Consider the following 19,418-nt stretch of genomic DNA (forward strand, 5'->3'; position numbering starts at 1 on the left):
ATTATTAATCTTCATGCAGGGCCACTGCCGGGAATATAGCCGCAGCTTGTTTTCCCGGGTAAAAAGAACAAAGCAGTACCAGCAAATATATAAACAATACGCTCAATCCAATGGCTACCAGGTAACTCACGGTAGGTACGTTAAACACATGCATCAGTGGAAACTGGACCGCAAAGAAAACACCTATCAGCAGCGCAAAGCTGGCAATCACCATCGACTCGCCCACCAGCTGCCGGTTGATGTCCGCCCCGGTGGCGCCTACCGCCCGGCGCAGGCCTATTTCGCTGCGGCGTTTGTTGATATTATACCAAAGTACCCCAAACATCCCCAATGCTACATTGATGATCATGAAAGTGGCGATGATCAGTATGATCACCACGGGAATAATGGCCTGCCGGTCCTTTTCGCGGTGCCGGTCGCTCAGGTGGTGAATTTCAATATTAGCTTTAGGAAAAAGCGAACCCAGTTTTTTATACAGCTTTCCTTCAAAAGTGGCGTCATTGGCTACCGCCGGATCTACGCGGATCAACATATTCCTGAGCCATTCCAGGTCACCATTATTAACACGCATGAAGCAGGAGAAACCGGAACTTAAATAGTCGCCCTGAAATTTAGGTTCCTTTACCACACCAATAATCCTGAAACCGGTTTGCTCTTCGCCCAGGATTTTATTAATGGGCGACTCGCTACCAAACATTTCATCCTTTAGTCTTTCCCCTATTACTACCGGTTTGTTTTTATACACTTCATCCTCCTTTGAAAACCAGCGCCCTTCCAGCACTTCCAGTTGCAGAAGTTGTTGAATATTATCTTCCCCCCGGTAGGTGTTGATGGAAGTGACCGTCTTGCCTTTATATCCAAAACCACTCTGATTGAAATTAGCGGAAAACGGTGTGTTATTACCTGAGAGTGACAGGCTTTTGATTTCCGGCATTTGCAGGAGCTCCTGCTTTACCACGTCGACGTACATACGCATGGAATCTTTGTCCTTAGGAAATTTAGCGCCTGAAAAGCTCACATCCCAAACATTGGCTTCATTCATAGCTGCCGGCTGGGCATAGCTGCGATAGTAGGTAACCAGCAAACTGGATAACCCGAAGATGACAAGAAACGAAACCAGGATTTCTACCACCAGCAACAGGTGGCGGCCTTTCCGGTTCCAGATGAGTTTTATCAAATGAGGAAACATAATTTCATGTTTTAAAGATCAGCAGAATCAGGCTTTCAGTGCTTTTACAATGGCCAGCCGCGACATACGCCAGGCCGGGTATACACCGGATACAAGTCCAAACACCAGGCAGGTAATCAGGCCTATCACCAGCACTACCGGGTTGAGGTGCAGGGTTACGTGTGGTAATATTGCAGCATCATTAAAGATATACAACATCACCATGGCCAGTAAAATGCCTGCGATACCTCCCAGCAAAGTGAGAATGATATTCTCCACAATAAACTGGTAAACCAGTGTATTGGAAGAAGCCCCAAAAGCTTTACGGACGGCTATTTCAGAGCTGCGTTCCATAATCCTTGTTAAATTGATATTCACCAGGTTCACAGAAGGCAGGAATATAAGCAGGAATACAAACCCACCAATCACGCTGTACACCCATCGTTTCAAAGGCTTGCTCATATTGCCGGTACGTAGGTAGGCGTCCGGATAGTAGTCTGCATAACTGAGCACTTTGTCAAACATTTTATCACTCGGTTTTAACCTGGCCACCACATTTTTATACTCTGTTTGCATAGCAGCAACGCTACCGGCATCAGCAGCCAGCAATACGGCTGAGTATTCACCCTGATAGCTCTGCACCTTACCTTTAAACATGGCAGTGCTATACTCATCATGATAGGTGGGCGGCGTTTCAATCGTGACGCCGGTTACGGAATAAGGTACGTACATGTCCGCATTGAAGAAATAGGTGGTGCCCGGTACATTTTTCACCACACCGGATACACGAAATTGCTGATTATCCGCTTCAATGAATTTCCCAACTACCTGTACATCTTCCCCGAAATATTGCCGGCGCAGGTCTTCGGTGATCACCGTTACCTTTTCGCGATTCCTTACCTGTTGTACATCAAAAGGTTTACCTTCCAGGAATTCGAATTCGAGCACATCCCAGTAGCTGGCATTTACATAGCGTAAGGAGATGCCTATTTTTTTACCTGCATGGTAAGTATTGGTGCCTGCCCTGGCTGAGTAAAAGGCAACATCCACAGGCGTTTTCATGGTTTTGAGATAGCGCTGGATATAATCCAGTGAAAAGGCGGAACTACTCATCGCCTGCGGACCATTTTCTTCAATACCGGTCAGGTAAAGGGACCTTGCCCGTTTTCTGTCGGGGTAATCATCATTAACAATTTTTTCTATGAAAGCCGTCAGTACCAGCAAAGTGGCCAGGGTAAAGCTGATACCGAACAAACTGACGAAGGTGAAAAACTTCCTTCTTTTAAGTATAGCGATCGCAATTTTGAAATAATTTTTGAGCATAGCTGCATAGTTAAGGGTGAATCATTGCACCTGCGTGCCATCGAAGAGTCGTACCAGGCGGTGGGTTTTCTTCGCCATCACTTCGTCGTGGGTAACCATAACGATGGTGGTTTTATCCCGGCTGTTGAGCTGCAGTAATATGTCCATGATTTCATTGCCCATGGCGCTGTCCAGGTTACCGGTGGGCTCATCGGCGAGGATGATTTCGGGTTCCCCTACGATGGCACGGGCAATGGCTACCCGCTGTTTTTGTCCGCCGGAAAGCTGGGTAGGAAAATGTTTCAGCCGGTTGCTGAGCCCTACTTTTTCCAGTGCCTGTGTGGCCAGGCGGCGGCGTTCTTTGGCGTTTACTTTACGATAGAGCAGTGGCAGTTCTACATTGTCGAGTACATGCAGGTCGTTGATCAGGTGGTAGCTCTGGAAGATAAAGCCCAGCCGTTTATTGCGGAAGTGTGCCAGTTGCTGGTCGCTCATCCGGTCAATTTTTTCGCCGGCAATGGTGATGGCCCCGGAAGAAGGCTCGTCCAGCAGTCCCATAATATTGAGCAGGGTGCTTTTACCGCAGCCTGACGGGCCCATTACAGACAGGAATTCACCTTTCTCAATATCCAGGCTGATGCCGTTGAGGGCCAGCGTTTCGATGGTGTCGGTACGGTATACCTTTTCGATGTTGTGCAGCTTGATCATAACGGTAAGTTATTTATAATCTATTTTTTTTTGCAATTCAAAATCATATAAAGAGAGATATCGGATCTGGTACCACGCGCTCCAGTAGTCGCGCAGCGCTGCGATGTAGTCGCGGCGGGCCTGGTCTTTTTCCTGGAAGGCAATACTCAGGTCTGTTATACTGAGATTCCCGAGTACATATCTTTCCCGGGAGATATCAGCCTTTTCACTGGCAATGCTATCGGCCCCGGCAGTGAGTTGCAGCTGGTCTTTCATCAGGTCGAATAAGGTTACCTGTGTTACTATCTGCTGTACAAACAGCTGCTTGTCCTGTTCCACTGCGTATTCTGTAAACTTCAGGTTTGCTTCGGCGGTGCGGGTACGGGAGCGGGCCCTCCCCCAGTCGAGTATGGGGATGGAAAATTCGAGTTGCACCAGTTGCTGGTCCTGCGGGTTTTGATAGACCTTTGCCACGGTACGGGCGCTGTTGGAGTAGCCGAGTCGCGCCGTGAGCATGGCATTGATGCCGTTATCGCCTTTGGCTTTGGCCACATCCCTTTTCGCTTCCGCGAGGCGGCGTACAAAGGCGATGGCATCTGAGCGGTTGGCATAGGCTTCTGCCAGTACCTTTTCGGTAGGTACTTTAATGTGCATCATTTCATCGGGCAGTTGCAGCTGAATGTATTGGGTGGTATCAAGGCCAGTGTAGGTGCGGATATTGAGGGAGGCAATCTGCAGGTCGCGACTCGCAATACCTACTGCTTTGCTGGCTTTCAGCTGTTCCAGTTTGAGCTGCAGCATTTCATTGCGGGAAATTTTTCCCAGCTCCAGTTTCACATTGGCTACCTCCTGGATATGCGCAGTATTTTTCAGGATGGTGCGTGCCGTTTGCAGGTTTACCTGTGCCAGCAGCAGGTCAAAGTAGTAACCGGTGGCCGTGATGGCTACCTGTTCCATATCTTCTATGTAGGCCTGGCGACTTTCGTAATACTGTAACGGTGCTATTTTTTTATTCCACTTTAAAGCATTGAATTGCCACAGGGGTTGACTATAACCGATACCATACGGGGATCCGCTGTACTGGGTAGTATGCCGGTCAAAATCATCGAAGCGCTGCAAATTAGTGCTGCCGAAGATCATGCCCCCTGTGGCGGCAATGCTTTGCGTGAAGGAGAGATCGAGCGTTGAATTATTATTGTGCACTGGCTGGAACAATGCGGTACCATCCGGTTGTATTACCTGGTTGAATGATTTCGTATAGGCGGGCAGGATACCCGTGAGTGCCAGCTGTGGCTGGTAGTTGGCTTTAAAGCTGCGGTATTCCCAGTAGCGGGTTTCCTTGAGGGTGGCCGCCTGGCGGGCGCTGATAGAGCGCTCCCTGGCCATATTAATCACTTCCGGCAAAGAGAGTGTAAGCGTGTCTGTTAGCTGAGCGGCAGCAGGCAGGGAAAGGAGTATCAGGTAAAGTGAAATGATTTTCTTCATGGCCGCGCTCAGTTTTTGATGGTTAACTGCCTCACCTGGTCGTACTCTTTCATGTCGGAGGTAATCACCGTTTCGCCGGGCTGAATGCCGCTCACCACTTCTACAAAGTCGAAGCTGGTGAGGCCGATCACAACGCGGCGCCGGTATGCGATGTTATCGCGCACTACAAATACATCCTGCGACTGCCCGCTTTTAAAGGCAGCACCATTGGCAACCCGCACAATGTTTTCGTGACTGGCGGTCACCAGGTAAATGTCCAGTTTCTGGTTAGGGCGCAGCTGCTGCTGGTGCTGGCGGGGCAGCTGCACATCGAACGACAGGATGTTGTTTTCCACGGCGGGATGGATGTTGGCGACGGTGCCGCGGAGCAGGCTGTCGTTAGTTTTTACAATAACGGGCAGGCCTGTACGAATCTGATCCGCCCAGGCATCGGAGATGCTGCCGTTGATTTTATAACTGCCCAGGTCCGCAATGCGTGCCAGCGGCTCTCCTTCATTGATAGCGGCGCCAATGTTGCGGTTTACCCAGGTAACCACTCCCGCCCTGCTGGCCACCACATCGGCCAGGGTGAGCTTGCGCTCCAGCTCCTTTAGCTCGTTCGCTTGTATTTTAGCGGCCAGCTCCGACTCCTGGATATCCAGTTTCATGGACTGCTGCCGGGTACTGATCTCATTTTCCAATTGCTTTTTTTCCTGCTGTGCTACCTGCAGGTTCATGGTGGCCTGCTCAATGTCTTCACGGGTGCCACCACCCGCCTTGAAGAGGCGGCGCGCATTTTCTACAGCCGCCTCCAGGCTGTTGATGCGGAGTTGCTTGATGGTATTGTTCGACTGCAGGTCGTAGAACGACTTATTGAGTTCCAGCTGCATCTTGCGGATATTGTTGCGCTTGAGTTCCAGCTGGAAACGCAGGTTTTCATATTGCAGTTGTGCCGCCGATTTATCGAGGAGCAAAACGGACTGACCTTTTTTTACGGCACTGCCGGCATCGAGGAGGACTTGTTGTACGGAGGCATTAACAGAGCTGGTGATAACCTCTTCAAATTCCGGTACCACTACGCCGGTGGCTGTAAGCGTATTTTCGATATTTCCTTTTTGCGCAATGGCAGTGGTGATGCTGTTGCGGGATACGGTGGGGGCAAACAGGGAGCGAAGCAGGAGCAGCAGCGTAATGATCACCGCTGCTGCCACGGCCAGGTACAGGTATCGTTTTTTATTACGCAGGGATATTTCTGATTGGGCAATCGCCTTATCCATTGGATTATTATTTTAGGGAGATAATAATCCAATCAGAATGCCATTGTCACGTAACTGATTTTCAGCACGTTAATGTATACACGCCCTTTCAAAAGTGTCCGATACCGGACAAAGTGTTTGTTTCCGGGAAATCAACCCAGCTCTTTATAAGCCAGTTTCATGAATTTTTTCACTTCCGCATTTACATCTTCCGGATTATACATGCGAAAATGATGATTGTACTGGTTGCTACCCGGTACCTGGCCCATTTTTGTGAAGCATAGATTATCCGGGTAGAGCTGCCGGAAAGGGAATACCACATGCACAAAGTTCTTTCCCAGCTGGGATACCCAGGCTATACGTGGACCATCGTCGCCAGTGGTGGCCAGGGCGATCATGGTTTTAGTGGGTACCAGGTGCAGGTGCCCGATCTTGTAATATTCGGCTATAAAGTGATTGAATAAGCTTTTGGTGATGTCGGATTTTCCGGCAAAAAAGTGGGCTATCCGGGGATTTTCAGCGATGTAGTCCATAAGGGTTTAAAGAATGATACCGTGCAAAGGTCTTGTTTTGGAGGAAAACAAACAACGGTACAGGGTATCACTCCCTCAAAAAATCTTTCCAATTGGCGGAAGGAAAGGCAGCTGTTGTGTGTTAGTTCCAAAGTTATCAAGCACATTCTTCCGGGCATAGTACAAATCCGACATTTTTTTTGTCAGGTCATAAAACTGTGCAGGCGGATGGTACTTTTCAGTTCTTCCTCCCGGATGATGCTGGGCGTGATGCCAGCAAACTCTTTGAAATCGCGGATAAAATGCATCTGATCGTAATAACCGCTCATATGTGCAATGGTGGTCCAGGTGGCATCCGGGAAATTTTCCTTCAGGTGGTAGGCTTTGCAGAAGCGGATCAGGCGGGCGTAGCGCTTGGGCGACATTCCCGTGCGTTCCACGCATTTCCTTTCAAACTGACGTATACTGATATTGGCATCATAGGCCATTTTTTCTATGGAGATGTTACCGGCGTTCTGAATAAGGTTTTCCATTACAAGGTCCACAGCAATGGAGGGCTTCAACCGCGCTACTTTCTTTAGCAACCAGGTTTCGACAATAAATACCATCCTATCCCAGTTGCTCTTGTGTTCTTTCAGCTGATTATTGATCTCGTCAATCTCGCGGCCGAGGAACAGCTGGGTGTCAAAGTCCTGCTCATGCAGCTCCGTCATATGTACATTGAGCAGGCGGAAAAGCCCTCCGGGCTTAAAGGCGACTCCCAGCGCCAGGTGCTTACGGCCCATGTCCAGCCATACAGTTTTTTCGAGGGGGCCTACCGTCAGGCTCACCGACTTCTCCACAAACTCATTGGAATATACGCGTTGTACCTTTACTGGATCTTCCAGGTAAAACATAATGTAACGCTGGTACGAGGGTACAAAACGGTACATATTCGACAGGCCTGACTCAGTAAAATCGGCACCATAAACGCCGATATTATGGATAAACTCCTGCAGGGCCGGGTGCGGTGTATACACTTTAGCTTTCATGGCCGGAATAATAACGGTTAACTAATGTTGCGCTTTTGGAATAGAGGCTCAACAGGTGGTTGTGATTCTTTTATTGTTTCATGTGCATTCTGTCATAAAAATAGGAATTCCGGGCGGATGGCAAAATACTACCTCATAAAATTCCCCTTCGGCACACGATTAAAAAGGGGGGGCAAAGGCCACTGGCCTTTGTCCCCCCTTTTGTTGAAAAAGCCGGTGTCTACGGCGGCACCAGCTTTTTGGCGTGATGAACAGGGCCGCAGGCCCTGTTCATCACGCAGATAGGCTAACCATTAAGGTATCTTAACGGAGTCTACCCTGGAATAAAAAGTATCAATCGCTGTTACCGTCGGTTTAAACATCGTGCGAAACTTACAAAAAGTGCCCTTTTTAACGTTTTTCAGCAGGATGGAGTCCGGGTCACCGGGATTGTCTACCGTTTGCAGCACGCCGGCAAGGTCCGTAAAATTCAGCCGTGTATTCACGTTGGTTGCATCATTGCTCTTATACCAGTACACGCAGAAATCCGCACCAATGGCTTTACTGCTTTTTACCACCCGTGGCTGCAATGAGCCTTCGTATACAGGCCCATAGGTGTTCCCCAGGATACTGGTAGGTACGGAGCGATGACCGTTGCCGTCGCGGGTAATCACCGTAAAGGAGTAACTGCTTTCCGGCAGCTTTGGTATCACTACAAATACCGAATCTGTGGATGGTGCCGCCGGCACGTCAAAGGTCATGGAGTCTTTACCGGTATTCCAGTATACGATGGCATTTTTGATTTTGGTGTCCGGCCCGCGGCGCCAGGTCAGCATCATACGCTCCCTGCCAGACCAGGTGGTGAGTTGATCTGTTTTAGCCGTGTAAAGCACTCCGCTGGGCACCACCATATTTTTAAAATTATCGTCCACCTTGGAGCAGCCATATAAACTGCAGATGGCACTTATACTGAGCATTAATTTTCTGATCATGTAAGGATGGTTTGCTGGTCAATAAATTACTGTTACTGGCGTGCCCCCCAGAACGACAGCTCACTGATGTAGAAATACGTAAATCCGCCCCAGGTAGAGTTGATTTTGAAACGCAGGTACCGTACCGCAGGAATGCCCGGCGGCATGTCAAAATCCTCCCCGTTTACGCTGGCAAACGTGCGATCTTCCGCACTCACCGTAGTACTTGGTGTAGGCTTGATGGAAGTAAACTCCCCCAGCAGCGTCCAGCTGCTATCCCAGCTGCCATCCGGATTAGGATTGTTGCTGCCGTAGATCTCAAATGTTTTAGGGTCACCACCTACATAGGCGCCACTGGAGCCGGAACGATGATAAAATTTGAATCGGCTGAGCGCTGTTTTAAAGCCCATATCAAAAGTAAACCAGGCCGGCATCAGCGCCACACTGGTTTTGGTATGGAAGCAGTCGTTATCCGAGTTCCAAACGTTGTTCCAAAGGAAGGTCATGTTGCGCAGCGATAAGCCCGACCAGGTATGGCCGATGTTATTATCGGTAGGCAGGGATACTTCCTTGAACGGTGCTTTGTCGATCGGCGTTTCGAAAATTGGTTTCAACTCTTTGATCAGCGTGTCCGATTTATTGCCCCAGCGGTCTTTCGTATATACGGCAAAGCGCTGCGTAACCGTATCATAGCCACGGGCGGTAACGGCGCCGGCGGCAGCTTCGCTGGTATAAATGGTAATGTTCTTCCAGGTATTTTTACCGGTAGTATCCAGCATGAGGTAATAGGTGAGCGGCGCCATGGCTTCATTTTTATAAATGGCTACCACCCCGCCAAAAGTGGCCCTGAAATCGATGGACCGCTGCGCGGACCTCACCGGCGGCGTAAGCGGGTTCACTGTCACTTCTGTAGCAGCAGATGCCTTTTCATTACGCCCTACGGTATATAATTTCACAATTTTCGGGAGGGTGTCACCAAAGCCGGTCACCACCAGCGTATCACCAAAGTAAGAAGCTTTGGCTTCACGCTTTACTTCCGCGTTGGCATTATACACCGCTTTTACATAGAGCAGGTTTGGATCTGCCGGGATGGTGTAGGTGATGATAGCACCACCCGGAATGTTGGTCACATTGAATTTCGTGATGGCGGCGGGTGCCGGTGCATTTTCATCTACATACACCCGGATGCCCTCTTTTTTACAGGCCAGTGTTACCATGCCAGCCAGCAGTATTAACAGATAAATCTTTTTCATAGTAGTCATTTTTGCGGGAACTTACCATCCCGGATTTTGAACAAGATTTCGGTTTACAGTCATGTTCGATACCTTGATAGGCCAGAAATAATCTTTCAGGCTAAACGTCTGGTACAGGATCGGACGCACTTTGTAATATGCCTCTGCGGTGGACTGCTGTATATCCCAGCCCGTCATCGGTGCGTTCATCAATGCCGGCGCTTCTTTCCAGCGGCGCATGTCGTAAAAACGCTGCCCTTCAAATGCCAGCTCTATATATCTCTCCTGGTGGATAATACTGCGCAGCCCTTCTTTAGTGGTAAACTTACCGGGGTTGATGCCGAAGTTGGTCCAGGCATTTTCCACCGTAGGAATACCTGCCCTGGCCCTTACCAGGTTAATGTATTGCAAGGCTTCGCCAGTAGGCCCGTTTGCTTCATTATACGCCTCCGCAGCCAGCAGGTACAGGTCAGCCAGACGGAACTCCGGCCATGGATACTGCTGAATCGTAAGCGTGGAAGAAGTACCGATTACATCCTGGTAATGCACGTATTTTTTGATCCAGTAGCCGGTAGTAGAATAAGCAAACTGCACCTGTTGCGATGCTGCCTGTCCTTTCTTGGATTTCACACTGAGGATAGCCGCCTTTTCATCATACTTGCCCTGTCCATACCATTTTCCCCCATCAAAGCCAAGGTTCGCATAAAAACGTGGTTCCCGGTCGTAGTTCACCGTAGCAGTCACGTAGCCCACTTCAAAATCTGTTTTCTCTTCGTTCACGGCTGTACGAAGATTATAGCGGGTGCTGTAGGGATAGGTTTTATCCTCGCTGATAGGCACTCCGTTTTTAGAATAGAATGTTTCCACAATTTTAAGCGGTGGCGCCAGTTGTCCGCGGGGCGAGGTATTGTCCAGAAAAGCAGGATCCAGGCCACGGGGAATACTGTTTGTTTGCAGGTCATTCACCATACTGTTGGGGTTGGCCCATATCTGCTCTGAGTTCCAGCGGTCGCAGATGGCATTGCGAATACTCATCTCCGTATATTGTTGCGGGCTGAGGTAATAGGCCGCTACACTTTGTGTAAACGTATAGAGCTTCATCCCCTGGGAGTGGCACATATCAATGGCTTCCTGGCAGGCTGCTGCGGCCCTGGCCCATTTACTGTCATCTTTCTGTGCAGGAAACAGGGCCACATTGCGGTTATCTGTAAATCCGTTGTAGTCAGGATTACCGTTGAACAGCGGGCTGGCGGCATATACAAGTATCTTCGCTTTCATGGCCAGGCAGATAGGCTGTGTGATACGGCCCTGCTCTGCAGCCAGGTTTGCGATGATTTCCGGCAGGTCCGGCTTTGCCTCATCCAGCAGTTGTACGATGTAGTTAAAGCAGCTGTCGATCGGATCACGGTATACCCTGATCTGGTCAATGGTGGCGTCCATCGGCAGGTTTACCTTCACCAGCGGAATAGGTCCGTACAGGCGTAACAGGTAGAAGTGGTAATAGGCTTTCAGGAACTTTACTTCTGCGGCCCAGCGGGCTTTTTCCGAGGCATCCATGTCGGGTACCCGCCTGATATTTTCCAGGAAGATGTTACAGTCGCGTATGGCCTGGTACATCGACTTCGCTCCCCAGGCGCCATCCCAGAAGTTAACCATTGGATCACTGGCGCTTTGCTGACCTACGGCGATGTTAAAGCCACTCGGTTGGGAAGCACCGGAAACAAATGGGTATATCAGGGACCATTCATCGCCCGCCGACATCCCCACATTCCCATTGATGGTGCCGTGCGAAGGCAGGTAACTGTAACAGGTGAATAAATATTTTTCAGCCTCCTTGCGCATGGAAAATGCACTTTCAATGGTGGCCATATTATCCGGGATCACATCCAGGTATTTCTTACAGGAGCTGAGTGCACCTGTGATCATCCCGGATAGCAGCATGTATAGGATATACTTCGTTAATTTCATCTGATTACTTTTTAATTGCCTAGTTAAAAGTGAGGTTCACACCAAAGTTGAATACCCGCTGTACCGGGTATTTAAGGCCAAGGCCTCCCATTTCCACATCCCACAGGTCAAACTTCGACAGACAGAATAAATTGGTAGCATTGGCATACAGCCTGAAGGTGGAAGTATGCAGGCGTTTCTGCCAGGACTTAGGCAGGTTGTAACCTATTTCCACCTGTTTGAGTCGCAGGAATGCCCCGTTGCGCATCCACCAGGTACTGGCAGCAGAGTTATTATACATGTACGAGTTACTTAGTCGCGGCCACAGTGCATATACATTCTGGTTATCTTCTGACCAGTGATCATCCGCATAGGCCTTCAGCAACTGGGTTTCGTTTACAAACGGCGCGGTGGAGTCGGCATTAATAAAGAAGGAAGTGCGACCTACACCCTGGAAAAACGCAGAGATATCCCAGTTTTTGTAACCGGCAGAGAAGCCAAATCCGTACACAATTTCAGGAGTTTCCGGAAATCCGATATTGGTCATGTCTGCATCTGTGATCAGGCCGTCGCCGTTGAGATCCGTGTATTTAATATCTCCCCCGCGATATTCCCCATTTTTTAAAGTTTGCTTAGGGGAGTTCAAAGCCTCCTTATCGTCCACGAATAAACGCTCTGCAATAAGTCCATATTTACCGCTGATAGCGCGGCCTACGCGGGAACGGTATAATTCATTGGACATATACTGCGGCTCCTCATATTTGGTATACACGCCGGTAGCATAGGTGAAGTTAGCCATCACCTGGAACCAGCTTTTTTCGTAGTGCTGGTTATAGTCCAGGGAGAGATCCACGCCCTTGCTTTCGGCCTCTCCCACGTTGGCTTTAGGAATGTTCGTAAGCCCCATAGTGGAAGGAATAAACTCACGGGACATGAGGATGTTGGTACGACGGTATTTGTACACCTCACCTGTGAAGTTGAGTTTATCCTTTATACTGAGTTCTATGGCAGCATTGGCCTGATAAGATTTTTCCCAGGTGATTTCCGGGTTGGCATAGCGGGCTACCGTGTACCCACTGAGAGAATATAATCTGTCTGTACCAAATGCAGCGCCTTTAGCCCCATCGTTTGGCCGGGTGTCCGACAGGTAGAAGAAGCGCTCCCCTTCGTTACCAATCGCATCGTTACCCACCAAACCGTAGGTAGACCTGAGTTTCAGGTTAGTAATGGTATTAGCGATACTGCCTTTTTTGAAGAACTCCTCATTGGAGATGGTCCAGGCAACACCGGCAGACGGGAAGAAGCCAAACCTTTTCTTTTCATAGAATCTTTCTGAACCATTATAACCGAAGTTGAATTCAGCGAAGTAGCGGGTGTCGTAGTTATAGGTAGCGCGACCAGACAAGCCCGTGTTACGACCCGGCAAAGTGGCCATCAGCGTTTCGCCGGAAGGGTTAGCCGTGCTGCGCATAATATTGATCAACATACCGTTGATATTGTGTTTACCAAAGGAATGGCCGTAGCTCAGGGAAGATTCCCAGTAGAATACCGCATTCACTTTTTTCATATCATCGGCGTTGTTGTTGAAGTCCAGGTATTCACGACCAGTGGTGGGATTCAGCGGTACCAGCGTATACGGCTTTTCTGAATCGTTCCAGCCGGTGGCCTGATAAAAGAAAGGAGAATAGGCTCTCAGCACATAAAAGTTGGAGGTCCTGTTTACGTTCACCATAGTGCGGAAGTTCAGGCCGGGAATAAGTTGATCCAGCTTTTGTTTTACTTCCATCTGGGCGGACATGAACGATCTTGATTCATCCTTGTACCCCATCATGAGCGCTGCGTAAGGGTTCATGAGCAGGTAGCCTTTGTCAAGGTTGTTACCGAACATGATATGATTGACATAGCTATGTTCTTCATCTTTCGGATAGAAGGCGGGGAACATCACCGGGTTGGAGTGCATTACCTGGCGGTACATCCAGGAGCCGCCGGTGGTGGCGCCGCTGCCGATAGGTCCTTTATAGTCATCGAAGTTACCGCTGGTACGTACCGTGAGCAGGGTGGATTTAGTGAGGTCCACATCTACGTTGGCGCGGATGGTATAGCGTTTAATACTTACGTTACTGTTAAAGTTGTTTTGTTTATCTACTTTAAGCACCCCATTATCATTGGTAAAAGAGCCGGATACAAAGTAGCGGGCCACGCCGCCGCCGCCGCTCACGTTGAGGTTGGCACGCTGGTTAACAGCCCATTTTTTAAAGAGCTGGTCCTGCCAGTCGTTAGCCGGGTAGCGTAATGGGTTTTTACCTTCTATGGTACCGCGGATCTGGTCTTCCGTATAGGGCTCCGATTGTTTTGGATTACGTGTTTTGGTGGCTTCATTTGCCAGCTGCATGTAAGTGACCGGATCTGCGAGTTCAATATTTTTGGTAGCCTGGGAGAAGGAATTTTCCGCGCGGAAATTAATTTTCGCAGGGCCTTCTTTACCGTGGCGGGTGGTAACGAGAATTACGCCGTTTGCTCCTCTGGCGCCATAGAGGGCGGTGGAGGTAGCGTCTTTCATGATAGAGAAGCTTTCGATATCATCGGGGCGGAGTCGCGCCAGATCGTCCGTGGAGAGCTCTACCCCATCGATGAGGATGAGCGGATCTTTTTTATATCCGAAGGTGGTAACGCCGCGTACAAAGAAGTCTGCATTATCCGCTCCCGGTTCACCGCTGCGCTGGTAGGCGATGAGGCCGGCGGCCCTGCCTGCAAGAGCAGTGGTAAGGTTGCTGCTGGGTACTTTTAGATCGGCTACGTTGATGGACGTTACGGAGCCTACTACTTCTCTTTTCTTTTGCGTACCGTAGGCGACTACCACCGTTTCGCCGAGTGTGTTGGTGGATGGTTTGAGGATTATGTTGATGGTGGATTGTGTGGAGATGGCTACTTCCCTGGCTTCAAATCCCATCATGGTATAGATGACGGTGGCATTGTCCGGTACTACGAGGATGTAGCGGCCGTTAATATCGGTCACCGTACCCATGGAAGTTTTATTCTTCACTACTACGGTTACTCCCGGTAAGGGTGTACCGGAGCTGTCGGTCACCAGGCCTTTGATTTCTTTATTTACAAACCGCTCTTTTTCGTTTAGTCGTTTGCATAAGTCACTAATTTTTTTTTCGGGAGATGTAAATCCCGTTGCAGCATAGCTGCCAGTTGCTGCTTTGGGGCCGGCAGAAGAAAGATGCGGCCACAGTAGCAGTAACACATAAGCATTTTTGCGTAGCGTTCTGATCATGGAATGAAGTTTTACTTGATGATTGCGATTGATTCTGGCAGGAGAAAAACTTTTTTACGGTTACGGCAATACGATTCTGTGGCAGGCGTATACTTTTTTTACACGCGCTGCAGCAGCGTTGATTCCGGGGAATTGTTTCGATTACAGCAATAAGATTCCGTTACAGTGCGTATTACTTTTTATACGTGCTGTATCAGCGTAGATTCCGGGGAATAGATGGTCATGATGGAATTGTTACTTTTCCATTTAATAAACGTGGCTATACATTAAGTACAAGACTAACTACAGAAATACAAAATCACAGTTGTACCTAAACGTGGTGAATATAATAGTAATAAATCCAAGTTTTCATTGCTCAGTTATTCTACAGGGACATTTACTTTTTGGTTGTTACAGTAATAATATTTTGGCTGATGTATCTTCTGCAATCGTTTGCAGTATTAACACAAAAGAAAGAAAAATAATACTTATCTAATGATAGTATTTTATTATTTTAAGATATTATTTTCACATGAAATAAAGTTCACTAACTCGATTTAGCGTAACGGAGAAGGTGGAATCACCTGGTTTATGAAATCGTTTGCTGCCCCTGCCAGTAGGTAATTGCCGCGAGGATACAGAACACGAACACCACGGCTGCACGAACAATATACAGCATCAGTTTACTTTCTTCAGCAAGCTGTTTATCCCCAGGATTTTTTTCGCTTTTAAAGGAAAGGGCGATCAAATTACTTTGCAACAGTGCGGAAGCGACGAGGAAAATAGTTACCGGCACTATGAGCAGTACCCAGAGGCTGCTTTTATCTCCATAGTGATCGGCCTCCCCTTTGAGGTTGAAATGAATGGGAACATTATCAGGCAGATTAATCCATGCGATTATAAACTCCAGCAACAATATGGCCAGCAGGGAAATGGTGAGATAAGTAATAAACACGAAGTTCTTTTTCTGAGGGTCGGGGAAAAAAAACAATTTGATGCGGTTAACGCTCATGAGAATTTTTTTTTGCATTCCAGGGTTACGGGTTCTTTTTAAAGATACGGGAAATATCTAAATGTTGGATGTTTCCGATGATTTCATTTTTACCTGGTACAGGAGCATAAAAAAAGGTCCGGCCAACTGGCCGGACCCGCTATATCGATGGGTAAGCAAAGCTTTTTTATACTGCGGTATAAGCACCGTCCACGAGGTATTTACCGCCGGTTACATAGGATGCTTTATCGGAACTGAGCCATACAACCAGCTCTGCTACTTCTGATGTTTTTCCGAGCCGACCTATAGGGTGCAGCCCCACTAGCGCAGCTTTCGCTGTAGCATCCATCATATCCAGCAGCGGTGTATTGATATAACCCGGACATACTGCATTTACCCGGATTCCTTTGGCGGAATATTCCGCAGCAGCCGTTTCGGTTAACCCAATTACGCCATGTTTTGCGGCCACATAGGCTGCGGCATTGGCAGAACCAACCACACCCAGAATGGATGAAATATTTACGATGGCGCCACCGCCACTTTTTAACATAGCTGGCAACTGGTATTTCATGCCATAAAAAACACTATTCAGGTTAACACCAATGACTTTTTGATAAGTATCTATACTGTAATCAGCAATGGGTTTTGCCTCGCCACCTATACCTGCGTTGTTGCAGGCAATATCCAGGCGGCCGTATAGTTCCAGCGTTTTATCTACCAGCGCCCTGCAATCTTCGGGGTTACTCACATCACATTTTACAAACGATGCTTCGCCACCCTTCTCTTTTATGGATGCTACTACTTTAGCACCATGCGTTTCATTTACATCACTCACAATTACCTTTGCACCACCATCGGCATACAGCAGTGCCACTGCTTCACCAATCCCTGATCCGGCACCGGTTACCAGCGCCACCTTTCCTTTAAATAACTGTTCCATACTACTCCTTTTTTAGTGCGTAAAACAATATCTTTTCTGTATAACAAAAGTAAGGAATGATGCAGGGGCGAAGGATGATAAATATCAGTTTGCAGGGGCTTTTAGTAATGATTTAACATATCTCCATTTTATTCATTGGAGTTGTTTGTCCGCCTGCGGCGGAGGTGTTTGATTTTTTTCTCGCAAAGCAGCAAAGCAGGTAAGCAGCTAAGGATTGTGTTATGTTGTTTGTCTCGTTATGAGGTCCGCCTACGGCGGGCCTCATAACGAGAGAGGAGAGTCCTGCGGCCTCTCCTCTCTCTAATATTATTCGAACAAAATGCAGGCCTTTGCTGCTTATGCCCCTTATGCTGCTTGGCGAGAAAAAAAGACCGCCTATCCTCCTCCAATATCTTATTGGAACAAAATGCAGGCCTTTGCTGCTTATGCACCTTATGCTGCTCTGCGAGAAAAAAAGACCGCCTATCCTCCTCCAATACCTTATTGGAACAAAATGCAGGCCTTTGCTGCTTATGCCCCTTATGCTGCTTTGCGAGAAAAAAAGACCGCCTATCCTCCTCCAATACCTTATTGGAACAAAATGCAGGCCTTTGCTGCTTATGCCCCTTATGCTGCTTGGCGAGAAAAAAAGATCGCAAGGGCCGAAGGCCCTTATACAGCACTCTCTTTATGCCTTAAAGTCTGCAGCGCCACCGCCCACTTCTCCACCTCATGCAACATCGCGTGCGCGGAACGCTCCGCCGCCTCGGTAGGCACAAACTCATCCTGCTCGTTAACATTCTTATCAAAGAAATTAAGGATAACACCTTCCGGTAACGGCATTACTTTCAGCGTAGTCAGTACCTGCTTCAGCATCTGGGCCGCCCTTGTACCACCGGAAGCACCACCATAACTAACAATGCCCGCCGGCTTATTATTCCACTCCCAATACAAATAGTCCAACGCATTTTTCAGGGGCGCCGGCATCGAAAAATTATATTCCGCCGTTACAAATAAGAAGGCATCCGCCTCGTCGATCGTGGCACTCCATTTCTTCGTGTGCGCGTGCTCGTACTTTTTCATGCGCGGATGAAATGCTTCATCCATCATCGGCAGATTGATTGCGCCAAGGTCGATCACCTCTACTTCAAACTGGCCGGTTTGTTCCGCCGCTGCGGCTATCCAGCGTGCAATAATGGGACCTTTCCTGCCCGGACGGGTAGTAGATGTAATCACTTTTAATTTCAGCATAGAGTGGTTCTGTTTAGGTTTCAAAGGCGAAAATAAACTCCTCCGTCCTTAAGTTCACATTTTCTTTAAATTAATTTTTACCACTCAAATACACTGCGTAGTGACCTCCTACTTTTACATCCGAAATACAATATCGCATGATGCCCATTACGTTTACAGAACAACAGGTACTCGATACCGCTCCCGATGACGCCAGCCGTAAGTCAGGTAAAGACCTGGCCAACCTGCTCAAGTGGGAAAACACCGGCAGATCGGAGGCCGCCCTGTGGGGCGCCTGTAAAGGCAGTGGCAGTAAACCCTACCAAACACAGATCGACCTGCAGCAACTCGCCTTTAAATGCAGTTGCCCCAGCCGGAAATTCCCCTGCAAACACGGCATAGGCCTGTTACTGCTCTATTCCCGCAGCACAGATAATATCCCCGCCACCTCCTCACCTGCATGGGTAAACGAATGGCTGGAAAAACGACAAGCCACCCAGGAAAAGAAAGCTGCCGCCCCGGTGACCACTACCTCCACCGCCGCTAAAGACCCCGCCATCAGAGCTTCCCGGGTAAACGACGGCATTAGTGAACTGCTCCGGTGGACGAAAGACATGCTGCGCAATGGCATCATCCATCTCCCTGAAAAAAATCAGCAATACTGGGAAAATACCATCCGCAGACTGATAGACGCACAGGCCCCCGGCCTGGCCAATATGGTACGTAGCCTCCAGGATATCCCCTATTACCGGGAAGGCTGGCAGCAACCCTTCCTACAGCAGTTATTAAAGCTTTATACCGTTATACAAGGCTATCTGCACCTGGATCAGCTGCCGGAACTACTGCAGCAGGACATCCGCCAGCAGTGCGGGTTCACCATTAACCAGGAGTATCTTAAATCTCTCCCCGGTATAACAGATACCTGGCAGGTGCTCGGTAAACAAACCTCGGAACAGGATAAACTTATTACCGAACGGTATTGGCTATACGGAGAAAGCAGCGGGCATACAGCAATGATCCTGCAGTTTTATGCGCGACAATTCGCAACTCCCGCCGTTACCCTCCAGCCAGGAACGGCCATCAAAGGCACATTGGTGTTCTTCCCATCAGTAAAGCCGCTGCGCGCGCTGCTGAAGGAATATAAACTCATACAGTCGCCCCTGCATTTTCACGGGTTGCAAAACTGGACGGATGTAACAGACCATCAGACCACACTTTGCAGTAGCCTCCCCGTATATCCGGAACAGTTATACACCGTGCAGCACCTGCAACTGGTGCAGCAACAACAACAGTGGTGCCTGATGGATAATCAACGCCGGCTCATGGCACTGAAACCAGCCACCACCAAGCTCTGGAAGCTGCTCGCCATCACCGGCGGCCAGCCCATGCCAATGGCCATCACAGGTGCCGGCAACTTTTACGAACCCATCGGCGTTTGGCCGGATGAACACTATCAAGCCCTCTGATAAA

Annotated in this window: 15 protein-coding genes; 1 reads left to right on the plus strand and 14 read right to left on the minus strand. The window is 48.7% G+C overall.

Annotation, left to right across the window (positions count from 1 at the left end; genetic code table 11):
• Positions 1-4 precede the first annotated feature (4 nt).
• The 14 genes from BUB18_RS26060 to BUB18_RS26130 form a co-directional block, all read right to left on the minus strand.
• Positions 5-1,189, minus strand: coding sequence for an ABC transporter permease (locus tag BUB18_RS26060; RefSeq protein WP_073086800.1), 1,185 nt, complete (start codon positions 1,187-1,189; stop codon positions 5-7).
• A gap of 27 nt (positions 1,190-1,216) precedes the next feature.
• Positions 1,217-2,491, minus strand: coding sequence for an ABC transporter permease (locus BUB18_RS26065; protein ID WP_073086802.1), 1,275 nt, complete (start codon positions 2,489-2,491; stop codon positions 1,217-1,219).
• Positions 2,492-2,512: 21 nt separating this feature from the next.
• Entirely contained in the window at positions 2,513-3,178 is a 666-nt protein-coding gene (locus tag BUB18_RS26070; RefSeq protein WP_073086804.1) for an ABC transporter ATP-binding protein, read from the minus strand.
• A gap of 9 nt (positions 3,179-3,187) precedes the next feature.
• Positions 3,188-4,642 carry a TolC family protein gene (locus BUB18_RS26075; protein ID WP_073086806.1) on the minus strand — a complete coding sequence of 485 codons (1,455 nt, stop codon included), beginning with the start codon at positions 4,640-4,642 and terminating at the stop codon, positions 3,188-3,190.
• An 8-nt stretch (positions 4,643-4,650) separates the two neighbouring features.
• Positions 4,651-5,898: an efflux RND transporter periplasmic adaptor subunit gene (locus tag BUB18_RS26080; RefSeq protein WP_073086808.1), complete on the minus strand. Its 1,248-nt coding sequence runs from the start codon at positions 5,896-5,898 to the stop codon at positions 4,651-4,653.
• A gap of 131 nt (positions 5,899-6,029) precedes the next feature.
• Complete coding sequence (locus BUB18_RS26085; protein WP_073086810.1) at positions 6,030-6,410, minus strand: uroporphyrinogen decarboxylase/cobalamine-independent methonine synthase family protein; 381 nt, start codon at positions 6,408-6,410, stop codon at positions 6,030-6,032.
• A 182-nt stretch (positions 6,411-6,592) separates the two neighbouring features.
• A complete protein-coding gene (locus BUB18_RS26090) occupies positions 6,593-7,420 on the minus strand; it encodes a helix-turn-helix domain-containing protein (RefSeq protein ID WP_073086812.1) in 828 nt (275 codons plus the stop codon).
• A gap of 293 nt (positions 7,421-7,713) precedes the next feature.
• A complete protein-coding gene (locus BUB18_RS26095) occupies positions 7,714-8,391 on the minus strand; it encodes a DUF4998 domain-containing protein (RefSeq protein ID WP_073086814.1) in 678 nt (225 codons plus the stop codon).
• Positions 8,392-8,423: 32 nt separating this feature from the next.
• Positions 8,424-9,623: a DUF5000 domain-containing lipoprotein gene (locus tag BUB18_RS26100; protein WP_178372213.1), complete on the minus strand. Its 1,200-nt coding sequence runs from the start codon at positions 9,621-9,623 to the stop codon at positions 8,424-8,426.
• Positions 9,624-9,644: 21 nt separating this feature from the next.
• Positions 9,645-11,570 (minus strand): RagB/SusD family nutrient uptake outer membrane protein, encoded by a 1,926-nt coding sequence (locus tag BUB18_RS26105; protein WP_073086818.1) that lies wholly within the window; start codon positions 11,568-11,570, stop codon positions 9,645-9,647.
• 19 nt (positions 11,571-11,589) lie between these two features.
• Positions 11,590-14,829 carry a SusC/RagA family TonB-linked outer membrane protein gene (locus BUB18_RS26110; RefSeq protein ID WP_083550808.1) on the minus strand — a complete coding sequence of 1,080 codons (3,240 nt, stop codon included), beginning with the start codon at positions 14,827-14,829 and terminating at the stop codon, positions 11,590-11,592.
• A gap of 568 nt (positions 14,830-15,397) precedes the next feature.
• Positions 15,398-15,820: a DUF1648 domain-containing protein gene (locus tag BUB18_RS26115; RefSeq protein ID WP_178372214.1), complete on the minus strand. Its 423-nt coding sequence runs from the start codon at positions 15,818-15,820 to the stop codon at positions 15,398-15,400.
• 166 nt (positions 15,821-15,986) lie between these two features.
• Positions 15,987-16,739, minus strand: a complete 753-nt coding sequence (locus tag BUB18_RS26120) for a glucose 1-dehydrogenase (RefSeq protein ID WP_073086822.1) — start codon at positions 16,737-16,739, stop codon at positions 15,987-15,989.
• A 651-nt stretch (positions 16,740-17,390) separates the two neighbouring features.
• Complete coding sequence (locus BUB18_RS26130; protein WP_073086826.1) at positions 17,391-17,969, minus strand: NADPH-dependent FMN reductase; 579 nt, start codon at positions 17,967-17,969, stop codon at positions 17,391-17,393.
• Between the two features lie 137 nt (positions 17,970-18,106).
• Between BUB18_RS26130 and BUB18_RS26135 the strand changes: the two genes are divergently transcribed.
• Positions 18,107-19,414, plus strand: coding sequence for an SWIM zinc finger family protein (locus BUB18_RS26135; protein ID WP_245805740.1), 1,308 nt, complete (start codon positions 18,107-18,109; stop codon positions 19,412-19,414).
• The last annotated feature ends 4 nt before the right edge of the window (positions 19,415-19,418 follow it).

Origin of the sequence: Chitinophaga jiangningensis (assembly GCF_900142605.1) — a bacterium.
In the GTDB taxonomy this organism is placed as follows: domain Bacteria; phylum Bacteroidota; class Bacteroidia; order Chitinophagales; family Chitinophagaceae; genus Chitinophaga; species Chitinophaga jiangningensis.